This is a genomic window from Lapidilactobacillus bayanensis (genome assembly GCF_003946695.1).
Taxonomy (GTDB): Bacteria; Bacillota; Bacilli; order Lactobacillales; family Lactobacillaceae; genus Lapidilactobacillus; species Lapidilactobacillus bayanensis.
This window is the reverse complement of record NZ_RHOX01000030.1, coordinates 1-22900: the sequence shown is the minus strand read 5'-3', so window position 1 is coordinate 22900 and position 22900 is coordinate 1. Positions and strand designations below refer to the sequence as shown.

Sequence of the window (22900 nt, the reverse complement as noted above, 5' to 3'; positions counted from 1 at the left end):
TCGTTAATGTTTCTTTGTTCATTACATCTCTGCAATAAACCCTACATATTCTCGAAACTTTGTTCAGTTTTCAAAGGTCTACTGTGTCTCAACGACAACTTAATAATCATATCATGCGATACAATATCTTGTCAACAGAAAGTTTTAATTAATTTATTGCTTAATGACTTGCTCTCCTTGACAACTTTTAAAAGTATACAGACTTATATAATTAATGTCAACCCTCAATCTTCAAAAAGGAAGTTAAAAAAGTCGCTTCGAGTTCTACGGCAAAAGAAAGCCAATGTCCCAGAATTTCATCTCAGGTCAGGTCCATTGACTTTCTATTAATCGAATTGATTAGCATCATAATGCTATTGCAATTTTTCAATGTTGATATTCTTGTCAATCCAGGCATCATCGTAAAAATTGGCCTCATGGGTGACAAATAATACCGCACCGGGAAACTCTTGAATACCTTTACTCAATGCCGTCTTCGTTGCGTCATCTAAATGATTGGTGGGCTCATCCAATATTAGTAAATTAGCGGGCGTTAACATCACTTCCGCCAGCTTAACCTTGGCCTGTTCTCCACCAGAAAGATCAACTAATGGTGACATGACTTGCTGTGCGGTTAGACCAGTCTTTGCCAAAGTTTGGCGCAAAATCTTTGGTTTTTCTAGCGGATAAGCATTTTGCAAGTATTGTAGTGGTGTCGCCAACTTATGCGGCCAGCTTAAACTCTGATTGTAGTATGCAATCTTAACTGTTGGGGCTATCTCAATCTCACCATTAATTGCCGGAATCTGTCCCAAGATTGTTTTCAACAAGGTGGATTTACCAATGCCATTATAACCGGAGATCAACACCTTTTCATCATGAGCTACTGAAAAGTCCAAGGCTTGTTTGTTTAAAGCTGCATCATAGCCAAAGAACAAATTATCAGTCGTCAATAAAATCCGACTTTCTGTAACTTTATAGAAGAAATCAATACGTGGCTTTGCTAAATGATCTGGCTTTTTCAAAACATCCAAGTGAGCCAACTGCTTCTCGCGGCTACGTGCAGATTTTGAGCGAGAGCCAGCCTTAAATTTACGAATATAGGCCTTACTCTTCTCAATCTGCTCTTGTTGTTTAGCATACGCACGCCGATAAGCCAGCGCGTTTTCATCTTTTTGACGAAAAGCAGACTGTAAATCGCCGGTATAACGCGTAATCTGACCGAACTCAATATCTAAGATACAATTCGTAATCCGCTCCAAAAAGGCATCATCATGGGAAATAACCAAGAACGCACCTGTAAAGTCGTTCAGATAGTCGATCAACCAATCAATATGTTTCGTATCCAAATAGTTCGTTGGTTCATCCAACAAAAGAACATCAGGATTCTGCAAGAGCAATTTAGTCAAAATAACTTTAGAGCGCTGACCACCGCTTAACTCAGAAACATCGCGATCTAACCCAATATCATCTAAACCCAAGCCACTGGCAACAGTCGTAATACTTGTCTCAATCTCATAGAAGCCTGACTCTTCTAGTTTAGTTTGCATCCGGCCAGCTTTTTCTAACAAATCGTCATTGAGATTTTGTGAGTAATCTTCATATAATTGATTCATTTTTTGTTCAGTTGCGAAAAGATCAGCAAACGCCGTTTCTAAGAAATCATAAATTGTCGTGCCGGCAATTAAGTTAGCGTACTGATCCAAATAACCAATATTGGTATTTTTTTGCCAAACAATTTTACCCGCATCTGGCAAAATCTCGCCGGTTAAAATCTTGATTAACGTACTTTTGCCAACACCGTTTTGACCAACAATTCCCATATGATCTTGCCGTTCAACTTTAAAATTAGCATTCTCGTACAACGTCTTATCTATAAAAGAATGACTTAAGTCGGTCACCGTTAATACACTCATAACAAAATTCCTTTCGAATACAATGGTTAAAACTATACCATTATTAACATTAGAATGCTAACTAGGCTAGGTATTAGTCGCTGATTAACGCGATCAGTTGTCCACTTTACAATCAGGTTTACTACCCAGTTCCATTTTGAAACTGTCAAAATAAAAATGATAGCGAATACAATTGCTAAAAATTGGCAATTTTATTTCAAAAGTATTACAAAAATCGCATTATGTTTCAAAACAATAACAAAATTCCGGCGATCAGCCGAAGATGTAATATTAATGGTATAGCGCTGTTATATTGAAATGGTATGCTGTTTCCCGTTGAATAGATTATTGAATCTTGAAGGGGCACATATTAATTATGAAGTTTTTCCATAACAAAGGATTGGCGACCAGAATATTATTTAGCTTCACTGTGGCTGGCGCCGTGATGATGTCTAACTTAAACTTAGTTGCTGCTACACCAACAACCCAAGTGCAAGATCAAACTTACTACCCGACAACAGAAACGATTACTAAAGTAACGGCTGTTCACAAAATGGTTCAGGATCAAAAAACAATTGCGACTGCTCAAACACGTCGTGCACAACAAATTGCCAACACCGCTGAACAATTAGCTAATCAGAAACAACAAGCAGAAATTGCTAAAAAGAAAGCCGAAGAAGCTAAAAAGATTGCCGCTGCTAAAAAAGCCGCTGCAGAAAAATTGGCAGTTGCAAAAGCACGTGCTACTAAAGTTGCTCTAGCAAAGGCTACCGCCAAAAAACTTGCGGCTCAAAAAGTTACAACTACTAAAACAACAGCCAAACAATCAACACCGACCGTTACCAACACTAAAACAGCGTCCGTAAGTGGTTCTGATGCCAGTGCCAAAGCAGTTATCGCTGGTCGCGAATCAGGTGGTAGTTATACTGCACGTAATGGTCAATATGTTGGTAAATATCAATTATCCGCTAGTTATCTACATGGTGATTACTCACCCGCTAATCAAGAACGTGTTGCCAACAGTTACGTCACTTCTCGTTATGGCTCATGGTCAAACGCCTTAGCTCATTGGAACTCCTGCGGCTGGTACTAATTTCGGTAAAAGCTATCGTTAGTTCATCATAAGTGGCGATGAATGTTGTGCTAATCAAACTAATTTGTTTTTAATACGAGATTTATTAGAAGTACTCAACCCTAGAACTGTTATTTTGCCGTTCTTCGTGCCTGCGGGAAATGCGCTGGTGGAACGCTGCGAGTTTGGTTTGAGCCGAATAAAAAGTAATTCATCTTAAATGTGAACTTTATTGAGAGCAGCCGAATCCTAGAACTGTTATGCTGCCGTTCTTCGTGCCTACGGAAAATACGCTGGTGGAACGCTGCGAGCATTGGTTTGAGCCGAATAAAAACCGATTCGTCTCAAACTCAAGCTTTGTTGTAAGTGGTAAACCACTAACAACAATTCCGCGGCTGACCGCGATTTCCCTCCGGCACTGATGAAAGTGCGTTAGTGCAACTTATCTGCAAGTTTGTGTTTCTAAAATTGGAGGGTAATTCAACCACTCATCAATTCAGCGCTTGCGCAAAGGTTGCCTTCTTGCTAGATTAGTGGCGGCAAATAAATACCGCTCAGTAGTGACATTAATGTTAGCAATTTATTGCTTACATTAAGGCTCGTATTTGAGACGATTTGTACTTCAATCGGCTCAAATCGACGCCCACTACGTTCCAGCGACAAGTATTTATTTGCCGCCACGGTACCTCGCACGTCCCTGTACACAACCTTTGCGCAAGCGCGAAGCAGCACCAAACAACAGTTTTAGTTGTCACTATGTTTAAACTATAAAAATATCCCCGCGAGAATCTCTAATCAAGATGCTCACGGGGATATTTAAATTTTTTTGTTCAATTAATTATTTACTGATAACTACATTTTTAAGCCAGTCTTTGCCCTCAACAATTCGTGTAATCAACATTGCCGACGTTACATTACTCGTTGAGTTGAGTAATGTCGCGGGAATATCAATAATTTCGCTAATAATCAGAATTAATGGTAGCGCCGTCATCGGGAAACCAAAGATGGTAATAATCACTGTTTCGGCAACGAAACCTCCACCCGGAATTGCACTCATAACCACACCGACCAAGAAACCAACGGCAATAATCAAAAGCGCATCTTTAGGCGAGGAAATGCTTTTACCAAAGAGGACAAAGAGGAACGTTGTCTTTAAAATACCGCCGACCACTGAACCATCTTTATGAACGTTCGCGCCCAGAGGAATGACCGTGTCGGCAATATCGGCTGTGACACCAATCTCCTTCGTGTATTCCAAGTTGACTGGAATTGATGCTGCTGAAGAACTCGTCGCAATAGCGGTAATCGCAGGAATACCAATGTTTTGCCATAGCTTATGAAAGCCTTGACGGCCGCCAGCAATATAGGCATAAAAACTCATCACAACGAAGAAGTAGAAAATAGTATAACCGATATAAATAATCAAAGTCCGTAAATAACCGCCAACCATTTCAGCGCCAAGGTTACCAATAACCGTGGCAAAGAAGCAACCTAAGCCAATCGGCGCATAATACATAATGTACTTAACAATTCGCATCGTCACCACGTTGCCAGCTGCCAAAACCTTCGTAAATGGTTCAGCGGCTTTACCAGATGCAGAAGCGGCTACACCAACTAAGACTGAAACAACAATTAAGGACAACATGTTACTCTTAGAAAGAATCTTACTGAAGTCATCAACAGTAAAAGTTGCAACAATTTGTGCCAGCGGTGAACTGCTACTACTGCTGGCGCCTTTGACATTTCCCATCATACTTTTAACACTGGCCATATCAATTCCTTGAATTGGTTTAAAGACCAACACACAAAGATAACCGAGAATTGCAGAGATTAATGCCGTTCCCAAGAAGACACCTAGGGTTGCACTGAGAATTTTACCCAATCGTTTAACTTCGGTCATACTCCCAATTGCAGAAGAAATACTGAAAAAGACCAGTGGGATCAAAATCATGTACATTAGATTCAAGAATAAATCACCTAATGGCTTGACAACATCGACTTTAGTCCCCCAGACTGCACCGGCAATCCCACCAATAATTAAACCAACTAAAATTAACAACGTACTACGATAGTTTTTCCAAAAATCTTTCATTTACACTGCACCCCATTTTTTGTCTGATCTACTTTTTACCATTGAAATAATCATTGACGACTTCAACATCATCAAAATGATGCTTAGTTGTGCCAATAATCTGATAATCTTCATGACCTTTCCCAGCAACTAGAACCACATCACCAGCCTTAGCTTGACTCAGTGCATAGTTGATGGCGTCACGGCGATCAGTAATGCGTGTAAATGTCTTTGGTTGCAGTTCAGCAACAACTTGATCCAGAATCTTATCAGGATCTTCCGTCCGTGGATTATCAGAGGTTAACACGGCGTCCGTTGAATGTTGAACCGCAATATTACCCATAATTGGCCGCTTCGTTGTTTCTCGATCACCACCACAACCGACAACACAGAAGACGTGTTGTTTAGCGAATGAATTAATCGTACTCAACACATTCTCTAATCCATCTGGTGTGTGAGCATAGTCAACAATAACTGTAATCTCCTCATCGTTAGGAACAACTTGGAAACGACCGCGCACACCTTGAACTTCTTCAAGTGATTCAATAATTTCTTCGGGTTTCACGCCATGTTCATAGCAAGCACCAAATGCAGCTAGCGCGTTATAAACATTGAAGTTACCCATTAATTTTAAGGTAACTGGATAAGTCGTGTCATAAATCTGTAGATCAAAGCGCGTTCCTTTATGAGTAATCTCAATATTTTTAGCCTGGAGAATCCCCTCGCCTTTAGTCCCGTAGGTTAAGACGTTAGCTGCAGTTTTTTCGATTAAACGTCGGCCGTCTTTGTCGTCAATATTAATGACAGCCGTTTTCTTTTTATCGCCAACATGATAACTATTGCCTAATTGTGAGAACAACAAAGCTTTAGCATCGAAATAGTTTTCAAATGTCTTATGATAATCTAAATGATCTTCGGTTAAATTCGTGAAAACAGCTGTATCAAAATCAATTCCCCAAGCTCGTCCTTGAACTAAGGCAATTGAAGAAACTTCCATTGCACAAGCCTGATCGTTAGCTGCCACCATCTTGCTGAGTATCTTCTGTGCTGTGTATGGTTCAGGTGTGGTATTAACAGCAGGCAACTTTTTCGTACCGACCTTGCTGTACATCGTACCAATAATACCCGTCTGCACATGATGATCGGCCATAATTTTCTCAATTAAATGGGTTGTCGTCGTCTTACCATTCGTACCAGTAACACCAAACATTAATAAATGCCGACTAGGATCATTGAAGAAACAAGTGCTTAATTGCGCAAGAGCTTTATAGGAATTAGGTACAGTTATAACCAAGGCATCGCCATTAACTTGAACAGGACGCTCAACAACAATCATTTTTGCTCCGGCATCAGCCACCTCTTGAACATGTTCATGTCCATCGAAATGTTGACCCTTTATCGCGACAAAACAACTTCCAGGTTTAACCGTTTTTGTGTTTTGAGTTAAGTCAGTTAACTCAAAATCACTCGCTAATAAAGCCTGTTGGTCGCGGTGGCTCGTCTGTAAGAACGCGGCGCAATCAGATATCTTCATAACTTGTCATCTCCATATTTTTTTCAACCGAAAAGCAACAACTATTATCTAAAATAATCACAAATCAGCTTATGAAGTGTATTATACACAGAATTTTACTTAAAAGAGTGAATTTTTAAAGAATAATTAGTGTGTAATATTAGATGCACACTAAGCAGCAATATCAAGCACTGTGTTGTCCTTAATAAGGCTATGCGCTTTGTTAACTAATTGAACATCACAATTGGTTATCTAGAAGATATCTAAGCAAAATTATGACAAAAGTCCCCATTAATTTCTTTTGATTACTGCCTTTGTGAGGTGAGGACTGGTGCTCTAAGATCACAACCGCGTTATCGCATTTAATCCAAGTTTAATCATGCAAAATATCATTATTAATCGGCTAACTTAACCTAGCTTTGGTTTCGCTTTCACTTCAATTAACAAATGTGGTTGCTCAGCTCAATAATTATTTTTCATAATATAGTTTTAGTTGTCTATTGATAATCTTTACGTGTAAAATGTAACTAGTAGTCAGGGGGAGAATATTATTATGAGCAACGAATATATTACCAAACACGCTTTTATGAACGCGTTGTTAAAATTGACTGAACACCAAGACTTCAGTAAGGTCACAGTGTCCCAAATTACACGTGAAGTTAATATGCATCGACAAAGTTTCTATTACCATTTTCATGATAAATATGATTTACTCAGCTATACTTATCACGAGATCAGTTTTATTTACTTCGATAAAGACCAAGTCACACTTGACAATTGGCTTGAACAAACTGAAAAAATGTTAACGTCAATTAATGAACATAAGTCCTTTTTTACCAATACTTCTGCCAGTGATCAGAACACGTTATTACTGACTTTTTCAAAAGTTATCCAAGCCCGGCTCGAAGATATGCTTGACGAGATTAATTCTGATCAACGTTTATCCGATTATGATCGCCGCTTTTATGCCGAGTTTTTCGGTTACGGTTGCGCCGGTACACTTGTTGATTGGATTATTGGCGGCTACCAAACACCACCTAAAAAAATCGCCCAAAAGTTTGCAAAACTGATTCAAGATATTAAACACTACTCACCAAAGTTGTAATCTTGATAAAAGTGTCAAAAAATTGGACTAAACTCAATTTATGTCTAGTGACATTAGCTGATTAAAAATGCTACAATACCTTTTGGAAGTAATAGGACTTCTCGATTTTCGTCAATAACCAAGGGACCTTAACTTTAATGAATCTCCCCCCCCTTGTGTTTAAGCCCTTAGTTATGATGAAATCAAAAAAAGGAACTGGGAATTTTCCCAGCTCCTTTTTTTGTTGAATTTAATTCGACAAGTCACCTTGATCTGCTATTCACCCTGATACTGGGGAAAGATCGTAAAGTATTGGTCAACCGTTGGATTGTCAAAAACAAAACCCTGGTTAGCATTTAACTTGTTCTGTCGTGCTTCTTCATTGGTTAATTTTTTCTGCTTCAAACCTAGTTCTGTTCGAATTTTATCCGAGACACGTTGCAATTCACTCGTTGGGGCAATTTGATATGAAGAACCTTTAATTGTGGCATTCACACCTTGAATATGATCACTCTTAACCGTTTTACCAGCAGCACGATAATTTTGGAAAATCGTTACCATATCATTGAATGTTAAATTCGTCTTCATATTTTCAGAGACTGACGTCAATACATCTTTAAAATTAGCTAGTGTTCCTGTTGACATCGCCGCTTTAATCACACCCGTAATAATCTGACGCTGTCGTAATTGGCGACCGTAATCATTATTGGGATCTTGATAACGCATCCGTGCAAAAGCCAGCGCTTGTTTACCGTTTAAATGCTGTTGGCCTTTTTTAAAAGTCGAACCATCATAACTAAAGCTGAAAGGTACTTTAACATCAACTCCACCAACAGCATTAACTACTTTTTCCAGGCCACCCATATTAACGGTGACATAATAATCAATGGGGACATTCAACAATTTATCAACGGTGTCTAAAGCCATCTTGGAGCCACCATGCATGTAAGCTGCATTGATCTTCTCAACGGTGAATTCTTGCATGCCAATAATTTGTGCCATCGTATCTCGAGGTACACTAGTTAGAACTGTCTTATTCGTTTTAGGATTAACCGTCACAATAATCATCGTGTCAGAATTACCTTGTGTTGTCCGACCGAGCGCACCAGTATCAGCGCCCAATAATAACAGCGAGAATGGTTTTTTATCACGAAACACAGTTGCTGATTTAACATTCCCCGCAGATTGAAAAGTTGAATCAATAGCACTTTTAGTTTGCCCATATAACCGCAAAACATAGGCGCCAAAGACGAAGAGTACCGCCACCATAATCAAGCCAAAAAGGCGTGCGCCCGGATGTTTAGTCTCTTTCTTCAGTAAGACTGCCAATGATTCATTCCGTCGTAGTTTACGTCGCTGTTGCCGTTCCATTTTATCGACTCCAATTTATTCTAGTGCTTTAAGATTAATACAGAATAACCTGGACTGCCCAGTTATCAACGTAATTTAAAACTCTTTTAAGTAATCAAGCCTCAGAAATTCCGAAATTGTTACCAATTCGCAGCAACTTCTCTAGGCAGTCTGACTAAGAAAGCCTATAATTAAAGTTAATCAACTAATTAGGAGTTTTAAAATGAGTGAAACTAAAACATTACCAACCCGTGCGGAAGTTCCTGAAGAATTAACTTGGAACCTTGAATTAATCTACCCGACTGAACAAGATTGGGAAAGTGATCTGACTGCTGTTAAAACAATGGCCAGTAAAGTTAACACTTTTACCGGTAAAGTGGGGTTGTCTGCAAGCAATTTATCCGATGTGCTCGTTGAAGCCCACGACACGTTTCGTAAGTTAGAAAAGTTATACGTCTATGCTTCAATGAAGAGTAACCAAGACAATGGTAACAATCATTTCCAAGGTTTATTAGCGCGTGTCAGTTCCTTGGCGGCCAAAATTCAAGCTGACATTGCCTTTATGGAACCAGAAATCATTGCGATTAGTGATCAACAATTACAAGAATTCTTGACTGCAGAACCTAAGCTAGCCGAATATTCTCATTACTTAGATAATCTACGCCTGAAAAAGACGCACGTTCTAGACGCGTCAACTGAAGCACTTTTGAGTGGTGCCTCTGAAGTCTTTGAAGCCTCCAGCCAAACTTTTAGTGTCTTAAGTGATTCAGATCTAGAGTTCCCATATGTTGAAGACGAAAACGGCGACACAGTGCAACTGTCCAATGGTCTTTATGGCGCCTTGATTGAATCGACCAATCGCGATGTGCGCCACGATGCTTTTACGGCGTTATATAGTGTTTACGATCAATTCCAGAACACATTAGCACAGACCTTAACCGGCAACGTCAAGAGCCATAACTTCATGGCTACTGCCCATCATTATCCGAATGCTCGCGCTGCCGCAATGGCTGCCGACAACATTCCCGAGAGTGTTTATGACACATTAATTAAACAAGTTGACGCACATTTACCGTTATTACACCGTTATGTTGCGCTACGTAAACAGTTGCTTGGTGTCGACGAATTACACATGTATGACATGTATGTGCCCCTAACTGGCGAACCACCACTTAACTACACTTATGACCAAGCTAAAGTCGAAGCTAAAAAAGCCTTGGCTGTTTTGGGACAAGATTATTTAAGTCATGTCGACGAAATTTTCAACAATCGTTATATTGATGTTGTTGAAAACAAAGGCAAAACTAGTGGTGCATACTCTGGTGGTGCTTATGACACGGCGCCTTACGAATTATTAAACTGGCAAGATAGTGTCAATAGCCTTTATACTTTAGTCCATGAAACTGGCCACAGTGTTCACAGTTGGTATACACGGCACAGCCAGCCTTATCAATATGGTGATTATCCAATTTTCTTAGCCGAAATTGCGTCAACCACTAATGAAAATTTATTGACAGAATACTTGCTTAAAACCCAAACAGATCCTAAAGTTCGTGCCTACCTTCTTAATTACTACTTAGATGGTTTCAAAGGCACGGTCTTCCGGCAAACCCAATTTGCTGAATTCGAACATTTCATTCATACCACTGATGCAGCAGGCCAACCCTTAACTGCCGATGTTTTAGATGATTACTATGGTGATTTAAACGCTCGTTATTATGGACCTGCTGTTGCTGAAGATCCTGAAATTGCCTTAGAATGGTCGCGAATTCCCCATTTCTACTACAACTATTATGTTTATCAATACGCAACTGGTTTTGCCGCAGCGTCATCATTGTCGCGGCTAATCATGACTGAAGGCCAACCAGCCGTTGAACGCTACCTGAATTTCTTGAAGTCCGGCAGTTCCGATTACGCCATCAACACTATGAAAAAAGCTGGGCTAGATATGACCAAGCCAGATTATTTAGAGGCAGCTTTTGCCGTTTTTGAGAAACGTCTCAACGAATTAGAAAGCTTAATTAAAAAGGACTGAAAAAATGCTCGACGTTACTATGCCTATTGCCGTTTTTGACTCAGGAGTCGGCGGTATTAGTACCCTTCAAACACTTGTCAAAATGCTCCCGCAAGAAAACTTCATTTTCTTCGGCGATTCCGCCAATGCACCTTATGGCGAAAAAAGTCGCGACACGGTCTTCAAGCTCGTGGATCAAGTCGTGCAACAGCTACTCACCAAAAATGTTAAAAGTATCGTCATTGCTTGCAACACTGCAACCAGTGCTGCCAAACCCGTACTGATGGAAAAATATCCAGAATTACCAATTCTCGGAATTGAACCAGCACTAAAAGAAGCCGTCGATGCTGGTAAACACAACATCCTAGTCATGGGCACACCCCTAACCATTAAATCACCGAAATACCAGGCACAACGCGCTCGTTTCACCGATCAAGCAACGATTCACTCACTACCTTGCCCAGGATTGGCAGAGTTAATTGAAGGTGGTCACCAAAGCTTACCTAAAATTCAAACCTACCTAGCACAACTGCTCAACATTCCAGAACGCGACCAAATCGATGCTGCCGTGCTCGGGTGCACTCATTATCCCTTTGTCACGGAATTGATTCGCCAACAGTTTACCCAACCGTTGGCAGTTTACACGGGTTATACTGGCTTAGGTAATAATTTACGTCGTCAATTAGCACAGCGTGATTTATTGAGAACCACCAATCCCAAGCGTACCATCGAATTCATGAGCAGCAAAAACGAAGCCGCCGAATTAGCCTTGTACCATCAGTTATTCGAACAGGGCATTGGTATTCGACAATTACAATAATCAAAAGGACTTAGGAATTTATCCTAAGCCCTTATTTTTTTGGAAAATAACAAATGCTAAAAATATTACGATGTGCTTCTTCGTGCCTGCGAGAAATACGCTGCGGCCGGAATGCCAAGACCTAGAACTGTTATGTCGTACCTCTCCGTGCCTGCGGGAAATGCGCTGGTGGAACGCTGCGAGCTTGATTTGAGCCAAATAAATTTGTCTCAAATACAATCTTTGTTGTAAGTGGTAAACCACTAACAACAATTCCGCGGCTGACCGCGATTTCCCTCCGGCACTGACTAAAGAGATGTGGTGGTGTGATTTAACTTCAAGTTTGTATTTCTCAAAATTTTAAGGGGCAATTCAACCACTCGTCAACTCAGTGCTTGCGCAAAAGTTGCCATCTTGTTCGATTAGTGAGGGAAAATAAATACCGCTCAGTGGTGAGATTGTAGTTGCAGCTTTAGCTGTTACTACAAGACCTGTCTTGGAGACAATTTTGCAAAAATTGGCTTCAAGCAGTGTCCACCACGTTCCAGCGAAAGTGTTTATTTTCCCTCACGATACGCGCTGCACCCCGTATGCAACCTTTGCGTAAGCGCGAAGAATTCCAAAACAGCCGTTTTAATTTTCACCAGATTAACCAGCATCACATTGATATAAAACGGTCAACTTACACCGTCAGCTTCTGATACAATAACGCGCCCAAATAGAAGGCGACTTCAATTACTGCGATGAAGAATGTCGCTGGCCAATTGGTCGTATATGCCAACCACAAGCCAAGCCATACACCTAATAGTGCCGTCCCAACAGAGATGAGCAATAACTGCCGGACACTGTGCCCTAAAGTTTTAGCAGTCGACGCAGGAATTGTCATGAGAATAAAAACTAACATTGAACCAACAATTTGTGCACCTACGCTGACACTAACGGCTAACAAGATGAGAAAAATAATACTAATCAAACCGGTTCGGACACCATTGGCTGTCGCACCAACAGCATCAAAAGAATCAAATAATAATGGACGAAAAATTAAACAAATTGTTGCCAGCACAACTAACGACAAAGTCACCAATTGCCAAACACCATTTAAACTAATTCCGACAATACTGCCAAATAGAATCTGAGTAGCATAGCTAGAACTCTGATTGGCCAAGGCTAGAAATAAAATACCAGAGCCAATAAACAATGACGACACAGCACTGATTGTCGATTCGCGACGTGCTTTTTCCACAGATAGGCCACTGATCAGCGCGCTACTGGTCAAGGTGAAGGCCAGCATACCAACCAGTGGTGACAGACCAGCAAAAGCCGCGAATGACGCACCGGCAAAACCAATTTCGGACAACATGTGCGTCAAGAACGACAATTCACGAGCGACAACGAAAACGCCAATAATACCGCACGTAATTGCAATAAAAGTACTAGCGACAAATGCATGGCGCATAAAATCAAAAGCAAACATTAGACTTCAACTCCTTTTAACGTCTCCGGATCGATTGACTGACTTGTACCGGTGGTAATCTTTTGATCAGCGATTAGTAAATAACGGTCCGTATATTGCTTCGTCAATGCTAAATCATGGCTGACAAACAATAAGGCCATTTTTTTAGTCGTGACAATCTGGTCGACTAGGGCCATAATGGCTTGCTTAGCATCTACATCCATACTGGCCGTTGCTTCATCAAGAATTAATAAATCTGGATTAGCTAATAATGCCTGCGCAAGATAAGCACGTTGCCGCTCGCCGCCGGATGCTAGGGCCAACGGACGATCTTTCAGTTCGGTTAGATTAGTCTCCGCCAAAACCGCAGCAACACGTTTTTGTTCAGCACGCGTCAACCACGGATGCCAGCTCTTACCAATATTTAAGGCGACAAAACTGGCGATTGACAAGGGTGCGTCGGCATCGATATTCCGAAACTGCGGAACATAACCAATCTTAAGCATGCGACCATTTAAATCATGACGTACGACACTTCCTGACGTTGGCTTCAACAAGCCGATCATTAACTTAACTAAAGTTGATTTGCCGACACCATTATGACCAATTAAACTAACTTTTTCACCGACGGCAATGCTAAAATTAAGGCCATCAAAAACGTCCTTATCACCAAAGTGCATGGTTAAATTTCTCACCGAAATAATTGTGTTCATGAGTTGCTCCCTTCAGCAATTTTCTTAAGTTGCTGTAATTCGTCATGCATCCAAGTTAAGTATGTTTTGCCCTTCGGCATGGTTTCGGTCACATAAACAATCGGTACCTGCGCTTTTTTAGCCGTTTTAATTAATTGGCTAATCAAAGAGCTTTCAACTTGGCGATTAACTACCAAAAAGGCCACTTGCCGATTCTTTAATTGATTCGTCATCTTTTGTAATTCAGCAGGTTGCGGATCTGCGCCTTCATCAATATCTTGAGCAAAATTTTCATTGACGATTTTCACCCCAAGATTAGTCAAGACATAATTAAAAACTGGTTCAGTAACCATAACCGACTTGCCTGCAAAGTCAGTTTTCAATTGATTTTCTTGGGCCTGCAACTTTTTTAATTGTTTAATGTAGACCGCGCTATTTCGGGCAAAAATCTGTTTCTGTGCTGGCTTAATTTTACTAAATGTTGTCGTTAAATATTGCGTAACCTTAATCATATTGGCGTAATCGTACCATAAATGCTCATTCTCCCCGTCTGGTAAATGACGAATATCAGTGGCGACGTTGACCAATTTTGCTTGTTGATTATTACTGACAACTAATTTTTGCAACCAAGCATCATAACCAGCGCCATTCATAATGGCGACGTCCGCCTTCGCCGTAATTTTGGCGTCATTAGTTGTGGCCGTATAATCATGAGGATCAACACTAGCAGAGTTGATTAGACTAGTGACTTGGCCGTATTGCCCGAGAATTTTTGCAGCAGGCTCGGCATAAAAGTCTAACGAACTCACAACCTTAATTTGCTTGTGAGTCTGAGCTGATTTCTGATTTGTGCAAGCGACTAAGTTCATGATTCCGGTCAATAATAATAGCGTTATGAATATCTTCTTCATTCTGATCTCCCCTAGCACCCACTTTTTTCATGACGCAATTTTTACTTACTTAAAGTGCAACAGTAACCAGTGTAGCTAATAAAAAAAATATCGTCAAATGCGCATAGGACCATATATCACAGCGAACGCTTACATAGCTTTGCGATTTAATTGCTCTTAGATTTAATTAATCCGATTACAACAATAATGTCATAAAAAAAGAACCGGGACAAAATCCCAGTTCCTCTATTTAGAGTTTTGTGTTATTAATCAGCTTGTCCAGCGATTTTATTCGCAACTGTTCGAGCAACTGTCATATCTGTTGGCCATGGTGTATCGACACCGCGAACTTTTTGATAAGGATCCGTACCTTTACCGGCCAGAACAACAATATCGCCAGGTTGACTTTCCATAATCGCTGCTTCAATTGCTTGAGCGCGATCTAATTCGACTGTGAGCTGAACCTGATCCTGATTAATACCACTCACAATTTGAGCAGCAATGTCTTCAGGGTCCTCAAAGCCAGGATCATCATTGGTAATGAATACACGTGGTTCTAATTGATTAATTGCTTTGGCAAAACCTTCACGGCGCGAAATTCCCTTATCACCAGGCGCACCAACCACCAAGATTATTTTTGGATCATGATATTCATTCTTTAAGAAATTCAATAAGGCCATCAGGCTAGCATAGTTATGTGCATAGTCCACATAAACACGGCCATGACCAGGAATATCCGTTTTTTCCATTCGGCCTGGAACTTCGACATGAGCAATGCCTTGAGCTGTTTCAGGGTAAACCGCTCCTGCAAGTCCTGCACTAATAATTGCAGCGCAAGCATTATTAAGATTGTAGTCGCCAATCAAATCTAACGCGTATTCTCCAGTGATCCGCAATTGCTCTGCTTTTAAAGAATTAGCCGTTAACTTGAACCGACTCTTAGCTAAATCTGCTTCTTGACTATGATAACGGAAGTCAATTTGTACATCTTCAGGTGCAACGAAATTATCCTCAGCGTATAAATAAATGCTATCTGGATCAGTGGTTGTCGTTGCAGCAGCATAGACTTGCTCAAAATAGTCCGTTTCGGCATTAATGACACATTTCCGTGAATTCACTAATAATTGCAACTTGCTGTGTAAATAATCGGCAAAATTAGGATGTTCTTTAGGCCCAATATGATCTGGTGAAATATTTAAAAAGATCCCCACATCATAAGTTAGTCCAAAGACACGATTTTCTTTATATGCTTGTGATGAAACTTCCATCACCAATTCAGTCATGCCATTATCAACGGCGACTCGCATATTTCGAAAGAGGTCCAAGGACTCCGAAGTCGTTAACGACGACTTGAAGGCATCGTCTTTATTAGGGCTAAGCACGGTATTTACCGTTGAAAACAGTGCAGCGTGATTGTCATTCGTTTTGTTGAGAATACCATCAGCGAAATAAGCCGAAGTTGTTTTACCCTTAGTCCCAGTGAAGGCAATGACAAATAACTCATCTTGTGGATAGCCATAAAATGCTTGCGCCAATAATGCCATAGCTTTACGAATGTTGCGTACAATCAAGGCATGCATGCCATTTCCTTCAGTGTACGGTTGTTCAGCAACATAACAAATCGCGCCATTATCCTTGGCGTCCTGAACATAAGTTGGCCGAAAATCATCACCTTTGCAAAAAAAGATTGATTTTGGTTGAACCTTTTGTGAATCGTAAGCTGCATCTTCAAAACGTTGTGTTAAATTATCTTGGATCGCACTACTTTTTAAAATGTGATGTTCTTTTAAAATCAAAATACATGCTTCAAGCGTAATCGCCATGATAAAACCCCTTTTTAAGTTCAGCGGAAAAATATCTTTATTGTCGCGTTGTTGATTGCTTAGTGCAATTATTTTGCTTGCTTAATTGAATAAACCGGTCATATTATGCCAAGCTTTTTGCCACCAAGTTAGCGCCGTTACCGATTGTTTAGCAAGCACTGATACTGCGCGCGCCGAAGTGCCAGTCAAATAACCAGAACCAATTGCTGGTAATTGTACCTTGCCTAATTGTGCCCCTTTTTTAATTGGCGCGGTCCGACTAACATCGCTATTACTAACAACGAAATTCAATTGCGCCGATTTGGTCGACTTCGGTAGTAACATCTTAACCGTTTCGCCAGCAACAACTTTTACAGTCGTTTGTTTACTGTTCGTAACTTTAACTGGCGTCAGGACTGCACTAGAACCATTTTTCTTAAGAACCGTTTTAATTTCCCAATTTTGATAAATACTATGCATTAATGCGGCAGTTGCGGTGAAACGTTTGGCAGTATCCGTGTCGCTGCCATTAGCATGTAGAACAACGGTGATAATACGGAAGCCGTTCTTCTTAACCGTCCCCACGAAACAATCACCAGCAGCGTCGCCCGTACCAGTCTTCAAACCATCAACTGGTAAATCACTTTCGGCAGCAGTTTGCCCTTTTAACATTAAATTCCAGTTAGAATAGGTTGTCCCATGAAATGGCAAACTGGTTTGGCTAGCAGTTTTCAAGATTTCTGGGAACTCATCAAGCACGTGTTTGGCAATAATTGCAACATCCCGCGCACTTAATTCATTCTCGTCGGTACTACTTGAACCGGGATAACGATTAGTCCCTAAATATGAATTAGGCAGGCCACTCACATTAACAATTTTTTCATTGGTTATGCCCCATTCTTTTAACTGCGCCTTCATGGCATCAACGAATTTATCTTGACTACCACTAATTGCGTCCGCCAAAACCATAATTGCAGAATTAGCCGAGTAAATTAAACTCGCATCGTATAATTCTTTAACTGTATAAGCTGTCCCACTTTCAAAGGGAATATTGGATAACTCCATATTCTGACTTAATGAGTAGGTTAAGGTCGAAGGTGTTACACGTTTTGACCAACTAATCTTACCTTCCTTGACCGCCTTCAAAACTAAATAGATCGATAACAGTTTCGACATTGACGCGATTGGTAAGACCTTTTGACTATCTTTTTCGGCCAAAATTTGACCTGTATCCGCGTCCACAGCAATACCCGCGGTCGCATTAATTGTCGTGTCAGGAACGGCAATACTTGTTGCCGCTGAAACTTGCTGTTGTGTAATGAAAGCACCTGAAAGACTAGCAAATCCTAATGCTAATACGAGACATAAAAATAGATGTTGTAACTTCGCTTTCACAACAATTACCTCCACTAATCTTCTTTTTGAACTGCATTGATTGGTAAAATAATGTTAAAGGCTGTTTCGTATTCATTAGACGTCGCGTAAATTTCACCGTGGTGTAATTTCACAATGCTCTGAGCAATGGCCAAGCCCAAACCAGAGCCGCCAGTTTCAGATGAACGGGAACCCTCGACACGATAAAAACGTTCAAAGATATTTTCCAAATCCTTCTGCGGAATTTGATGACCGTCGTTGGCCACACTAATCACCACATCATGCTTCTCTTCATGAGCACTCAAAACAATCTTAGTTGCATCCGTCCCATATTTAAACGCATTAACAATTAAATTGCTGAAAACCCGAACCAGTTTACCAGAATCGGCCTGCATCATAATCGGTCGTTGCTCAACATTAACTTCAATCACCATTTGCCGTTTCTGTGCTTCTAATTCAAAGTCTGCCGTTAATTGTTCCAACATCGAAGCTAGATCAAAACGTTGAATTTGCAATTTAGTATGTGTTTGTTGAACCTTAGTAAACTCAAATAAGTCTTCAACTAAAGATTTCATTTGTTTAGTTTTTTCAAAAGCAATGTGATTATAACGAAGAATATCATCGGTACTTTGATATTGGCCATCTTCAATTAACCCTAAGTAACCAATAATTGAGGTTAAGGGCGTTCGAATATCATGGCTAACATTAGTGATCAATTCGTCTTTACTGGCTTCAATTTTGCGTTCTTCCTGCATGGAGTTAACGGTGCTATCAACTAGGGCATTAATACTGTCGACAACTTCGTTTAAATAACCACTTACTTTAAGATTAACGCGATGATCCATGTGACCATTGGCAATGTAATGCAATTCTTCGATAATGTGATGCATTTGCATCGTGTGATAGCGGCGAATTAAACGCCAATAAACCACAATCGCATCAAAAACCGCCAGTGCCACGAAGAAAAGCCGCTGCCAGCTCCACAAATGCCACGGACCAATCGTCACTGCCTTTTTAATCTGGTAAATTCCATCAACTAAGCCTTGATTAGAATTAATGGCTTGATCAATTAAGATGATCACCGCAAAGTTCAGCAACAATAACAGCGCGACAGTCACCACACCCTCGATGAAAAGTTCCCACTTCTCCCGAGTCTTTAAAACTATTTTTTGTGGCTGCTCGTCCATTATGCTTCCACCTTGTAACCGACGCCCCAAACAGTTTCAATAACTTTTTCGCCGCCAGTAGCTTCTTCAATTTTATCGCGCAAATGGCTCACATGAACCATCACTGTTTTGGCAGAAACAATACTTTCTTGTTGCCAAACACGTTCAAAAATTTCATCTGCAGAAAACACGCGATTAGGATGGCTAGCCAGTAAGTATAAAATTCCAAATTCTAATGCTGTTAACTGAATTTGCTGTCCAGTTAAAGTCGTCACTTCATGAGAGTCTTTATCAATAATCAATGGACCGACTTCCAAACGATCTGGTTCATTGGAAGTCATTTGTGAATTAGCCCGACGCAATAATGACTTAACGCGCGCCATCACTTCCAACGGATTGAAGGGTTTAGAAACATAATCATCCGCACCAGTGATCAAGCCTTGAATCTTATCCATATCGGTTGTTTTGGCTGACACAATAATAATAGGAATGTCAGATTCTTTACGAACCTCTTTAATTACGTCAATCCCTGACATATTTGGCATCATAATATCCAAGATCATTAAGGCAATCTCTGGATTGGTCGCTAATTTAGTAATCGCCTCGCGACCAGTTAGCGCAGTTACAGGCTCGTAGCCTTCATTTTTTGCATAAATACTTAACAATTCAACAATTTCTTTATCATCATCAACAATAAGGATTTTCATATTAGTCACCTTCTGAATGGATAAACGCTTCCGTTTTTGTTAGTCAAAAAACTATATTTCGATAAAACAATCCAATTACTCTGATTCTAAAATTGTTTATACAGATTAATTGTAACAAACACCACCTTAAATTTCTCTAAAAATTGCGAATTGATCCCAAAAAGCTTGGTTGCTATTCTCCGTGCCTGCGGGAAATACGCTGGTGGAACGCTGCGAGCTTGATTTGAGCCAAATAAATTTGTCTCAAATACAATCTTTGTTGTAAGTGGTAAACCACTAACAACAATTCCGCGGCTGACCGCGATTTCCCTCCGGCACTGACAAAAGAGATGATATGGCACGATTTAACAGTAAATTCGTACTCCTAAAAATCGGAAGTGATTCAACCACTCGTAAATTCAGCGCTTGCACAAAGGTTGCATCATGCTTGTTTAGTGAGGGAAAATAAATACCGCTCAGTGGTGAGATTGTTGTTGCAGCTTTAGCTGTTACAAACAAGACCTGTCTTGGAGACAATTTTGCAAAAATTGGCTTCAAGCAGCGTCCACCACGTTCCAGCGAAAGTATTTATTTTTCCTCACGATACTCGCCACGCTCCATATGCAACCTTTGCGCAAACGCGGAGAACCACAACATAACAGTTTTAAATTTCACCCCATTATGTTTTACGCTAAATCTTTTTATCACCACAAATACGTACTACATTCAAGGACACAAAAAAAGTGAGGTAAATTAAATTACCCCACTTTTAATAATTAGCAAATTAGCGAACGACCAGTACTGAAATTGGCGCATATTTAGCCATGTAAGCGGCTTGACTACCAAAGCGCTTAGTTATACCAACCTTTGATTTAGAACCGACTACGAGCAAATCAGGCTGCACTTGCGGAATGATATGGTTCACGATCTCCTCACCCGGGTTGCCAGCGCCAACCCAAGCCTCAACTCGTTTGACACCCGCATCAAGTGCTTGTTGACGATATTCTTGTAAATGTTTTTCAAGATCTTCACGTTTGCCATGAATAAAGTCTTTACTCATAGCCTGAAAAACATTAATTTCATTTTCTTCTAGAATTGAAACCAACATTAAGCCAACATCATCTTTGATTGCGCGATGAATCGCATATTTGAATGCTTTGATACTATCCTCTGAATCATCAACAGCAACAAGAATTTTCTTAAAATAAATATCGCTTGTATCCATAATTAATTCATCCTTTCAATCGCTATGATTAATAGCTAATCTTCATCTTCAGCAGCCAACTTCTTATCGTAACGATACATATCGGTAATGCACCAAGCAAGTAAAGCAACGATTAAGACAATGACAACATATGCAAAAATATGTGCCGCTTGAATTTCAGCAGCGGTTGCCTTTGCACCTAGAAAGGCAGCAAATGAATCTGGCAAGTTTATCATGTTTAAGAAAGTTAAACCAATAACTGCAATCCAACCACAGGCTTTAACCCAGGTCGAGTTTTTGAAACGCGAACCCATTTCGACTTTACTATCCGTCAACATTAACAACGGTAACATTGAGAACGGTAAGGCCAATGCCAAGAATACCTGAGAATTGTTCATTAGCGTATTTAACGCTTCATGCTGATCAATCGTATTCAAGCGACTTGTCATGGCCACACTGATAATAACCGGTACGACAGAAAGCAAACGTGTCACTAAACGCCGCGCCCACAATGGCATCCGCATATTGACGAAGCCCTCCATAATGACTTGACCGGTTAAAGTACCGGTAATCGTTGAGTTCTGGCCTGATGCTAACAACGCAACAGCGAACAGTGTTGATAAAATACCCGAACGCGCAACTGTAATTAAAACGCTGTTACTTAAAGTTGAAGTGTCTGACAAAGCTTCATACAATCCGAAGAATGATGGATCTTTAACAGCACCGGACTTAAACACAGCCACACCCATGATTAGTAACAAGGCATTGACAACGAAAGCAACACTTAACTGAATGTTAGAATCCCACTGGCTAAAGCGCACTGCCGTGGCAACTTCATCCTCATCATCATGATTGATTTTACGCGTCTGAGACACCGCGGAGTGCAAGTACAAGTTATGCGGCATAACCGTGGCACCAATAATACCCAACGCACCACTTAATGGTGTCATTCCGCGTACAGTTGGCTGAGTCGCAATTGTACCAGCAGATGGAACTAAACCTTTAATGGCGGCACCCCAATTAGGGTCGGACAATGCAACTTGATAAACGAATACCAACAAAATAACTAGAATTAAACTAACAACAATGGCTTCAATCTTGCGAAAGCCAATTTTTGTTAAAAGTAATAATACCAAAACATCCAAAACAGTTAAAAATACGGCAATGATTAGCGGAATCCCGAATAATAAATACAACGCAATAGCGGCACCAATAACCTCCGCGATATCAGTTGCCATGATTGCAAATTCTGTCATAATCCAAAGAATAACACCAAGCTTTTTGCTCGTATGAGCGCGAATTGCTTGCGCCAAATCTGTTTGGGTCACAATACCGAGTTTAGATGCCATATTTTGCAATAACATGGCAATTAAACTCGAAATCAAAATAACGGACATGAGTAAATAACCGAAATTCTGACCCCCGGTAATACTTGTAGACCAGTTACCTGGATCCATGTAGCCAACAGCTACTAATGCACCTGGACCTGAATACGCAAGCAAAGTTCGCCAAAAGCCTTTACCTTTAGGTACTTCAACGGTACCGTTGATTTCTTCCAACGAAGGCCCGTTTGCGTATTCAACCAGTTTATGATGTTCTTTTTCTGCCATTTATCCCACCCTTTCTCATTCTACCAATTTACATTTTACACTTTTGTTAACGAATGTGAAGAAGAAATTTAGGTCGGCCAAAAACTTTCTTAAATTCATTTGTGGTCAACGTAAATCCGGTTAACGAAAATGAAAGTGGGTCAAAAACTGAGTTGAGTTCCACGACAACAATCGAGTAGGAGGTAATTGATTAATTCAATTACCGACCTCTCACACCACCGTACGTACGGTTCCGTATACGGCGGT

At 40.4% G+C, this 22900-nt stretch carries 18 protein-coding genes; 4 read left to right on the top strand and 14 right to left on the bottom strand.

From position 1 onward, the window contains the following. Positions 1-353: 353 nt before the first annotated feature. A complete protein-coding gene (locus EKM65_RS09825) occupies positions 354-1895 on the bottom strand; it encodes an ABC-F family ATP-binding cassette domain-containing protein (RefSeq protein WP_125607991.1) in 1542 nt (513 codons plus the stop codon). Positions 1896-2250: 355 nt separating this feature from the next. Between EKM65_RS09825 and EKM65_RS11495 the strand changes: the two genes are divergently transcribed. Beyond that, a complete protein-coding gene (locus EKM65_RS11495) occupies positions 2251-2967 on the top strand; it encodes an aggregation-promoting factor C-terminal-like domain-containing protein (RefSeq protein WP_225420451.1) in 717 nt (238 codons plus the stop codon). A 504-nt stretch (positions 2968-3471) separates the two neighbouring features. On the opposite strand, the gene EKM65_RS11335 is transcribed toward EKM65_RS11495, so the two are convergent. The 3 genes from EKM65_RS11335 to EKM65_RS09810 form a co-directional block, all read right to left on the bottom strand. After that, on the bottom strand, positions 3472-3627 hold the full coding sequence (locus EKM65_RS11335; protein WP_164506903.1) for a hypothetical protein: 156 nt from the start codon (positions 3625-3627) through the stop codon (positions 3472-3474). Positions 3628-3784: 157 nt separating this feature from the next. Next, entirely contained in the window at positions 3785-5038 is a 1254-nt protein-coding gene (locus EKM65_RS09815) for a dicarboxylate/amino acid:cation symporter (protein WP_125607989.1), read from the bottom strand. Between the two features lie 28 nt (positions 5039-5066). Continuing rightward, positions 5067-6551 (bottom strand): UDP-N-acetylmuramoyl-L-alanyl-D-glutamate--2,6-diaminopimelate ligase, encoded by a 1485-nt coding sequence (locus tag EKM65_RS09810; protein WP_125607987.1) that lies wholly within the window; start codon positions 6549-6551, stop codon positions 5067-5069. 532 nt (positions 6552-7083) lie between these two features. Here EKM65_RS09810 and EKM65_RS09805 point away from each other — a divergent pair. After that, positions 7084-7635: a TetR/AcrR family transcriptional regulator gene (locus EKM65_RS09805; RefSeq protein WP_125607985.1), complete on the top strand. Its 552-nt coding sequence runs from the start codon at positions 7084-7086 to the stop codon at positions 7633-7635. 255 nt (positions 7636-7890) lie between these two features. Here EKM65_RS09805 and EKM65_RS09800 read toward each other — a convergent pair whose 3' ends face one another. Further along, positions 7891-8985, bottom strand: a complete 1095-nt coding sequence (locus tag EKM65_RS09800) for an LCP family glycopolymer transferase (protein ID WP_125607983.1) — start codon at positions 8983-8985, stop codon at positions 7891-7893. A 202-nt stretch (positions 8986-9187) separates the two neighbouring features. Here EKM65_RS09800 and pepF point away from each other — a divergent pair, with 202 nt between their 5' ends. Both pepF and murI read left to right on the top strand, forming a co-directional pair. After that, a complete protein-coding gene (pepF, locus tag EKM65_RS09795; protein ID WP_125607981.1) occupies positions 9188-10999 on the top strand; it encodes an oligoendopeptidase F in 1812 nt (603 codons plus the stop codon). Between the two features lie 4 nt (positions 11000-11003). Further along, on the top strand, positions 11004-11798 hold the full coding sequence (gene murI, locus EKM65_RS09790) for a glutamate racemase (protein ID WP_125607979.1): 795 nt from the start codon (positions 11004-11006) through the stop codon (positions 11796-11798). Between the two features lie 661 nt (positions 11799-12459). Here the strand turns inward: murI and EKM65_RS09785 are convergent. The 9 genes from EKM65_RS09785 to EKM65_RS09745 form a co-directional block, all read right to left on the bottom strand. Further along, positions 12460-13251: a metal ABC transporter permease gene (locus EKM65_RS09785; protein WP_125607977.1), complete on the bottom strand. Its 792-nt coding sequence runs from the start codon at positions 13249-13251 to the stop codon at positions 12460-12462. After that, positions 13251-13943: a metal ABC transporter ATP-binding protein gene (locus EKM65_RS09780; RefSeq protein ID WP_225420450.1), complete on the bottom strand. Its 693-nt coding sequence runs from the start codon at positions 13941-13943 to the stop codon at positions 13251-13253. Before EKM65_RS09780 ends, EKM65_RS09785 begins: the two co-directional genes overlap by 1 nt. After that, positions 13940-14833, bottom strand: coding sequence for a metal ABC transporter solute-binding protein, Zn/Mn family (locus EKM65_RS09775; protein WP_125607975.1), 894 nt, complete (start codon positions 14831-14833; stop codon positions 13940-13942). Before EKM65_RS09775 ends, EKM65_RS09780 begins: the two co-directional genes overlap by 4 nt. Before the next feature lie 245 nt (positions 14834-15078). Further along, entirely contained in the window at positions 15079-16635 is a 1557-nt protein-coding gene (locus EKM65_RS09770) for a UDP-N-acetylmuramoyl-L-alanyl-D-glutamate--2,6-diaminopimelate ligase (protein ID WP_125607973.1), read from the bottom strand. A gap of 81 nt (positions 16636-16716) precedes the next feature. Beyond that, positions 16717-18009: a serine hydrolase gene (locus EKM65_RS09765; RefSeq protein WP_164506902.1), complete on the bottom strand. Its 1293-nt coding sequence runs from the start codon at positions 18007-18009 to the stop codon at positions 16717-16719. A gap of 14 nt (positions 18010-18023) precedes the next feature. Further along, the gene (locus tag EKM65_RS09760) at positions 18024-19175 is read right to left on the bottom strand and encodes a sensor histidine kinase (RefSeq protein ID WP_191987322.1); all 1152 of its coding nucleotides are present in this window, start codon (positions 19173-19175) and stop codon (positions 18024-18026) included. Then, the gene (locus tag EKM65_RS09755; RefSeq protein ID WP_125607969.1) at positions 19175-19861 is read right to left on the bottom strand and encodes a response regulator transcription factor; all 687 of its coding nucleotides are present in this window, start codon (positions 19859-19861) and stop codon (positions 19175-19177) included. Before EKM65_RS09755 ends, EKM65_RS09760 begins: the two co-directional genes overlap by 1 nt. Before the next feature lie 763 nt (positions 19862-20624). Further along, on the bottom strand, positions 20625-21065 hold the full coding sequence (locus tag EKM65_RS09750) for a universal stress protein (protein WP_125607967.1): 441 nt from the start codon (positions 21063-21065) through the stop codon (positions 20625-20627). Between the two features lie 35 nt (positions 21066-21100). Then, positions 21101-22654, bottom strand: coding sequence for an Nramp family divalent metal transporter (locus EKM65_RS09745; protein ID WP_125607965.1), 1554 nt, complete (start codon positions 22652-22654; stop codon positions 21101-21103). Positions 22655-22900 lie beyond the last annotated feature (246 nt).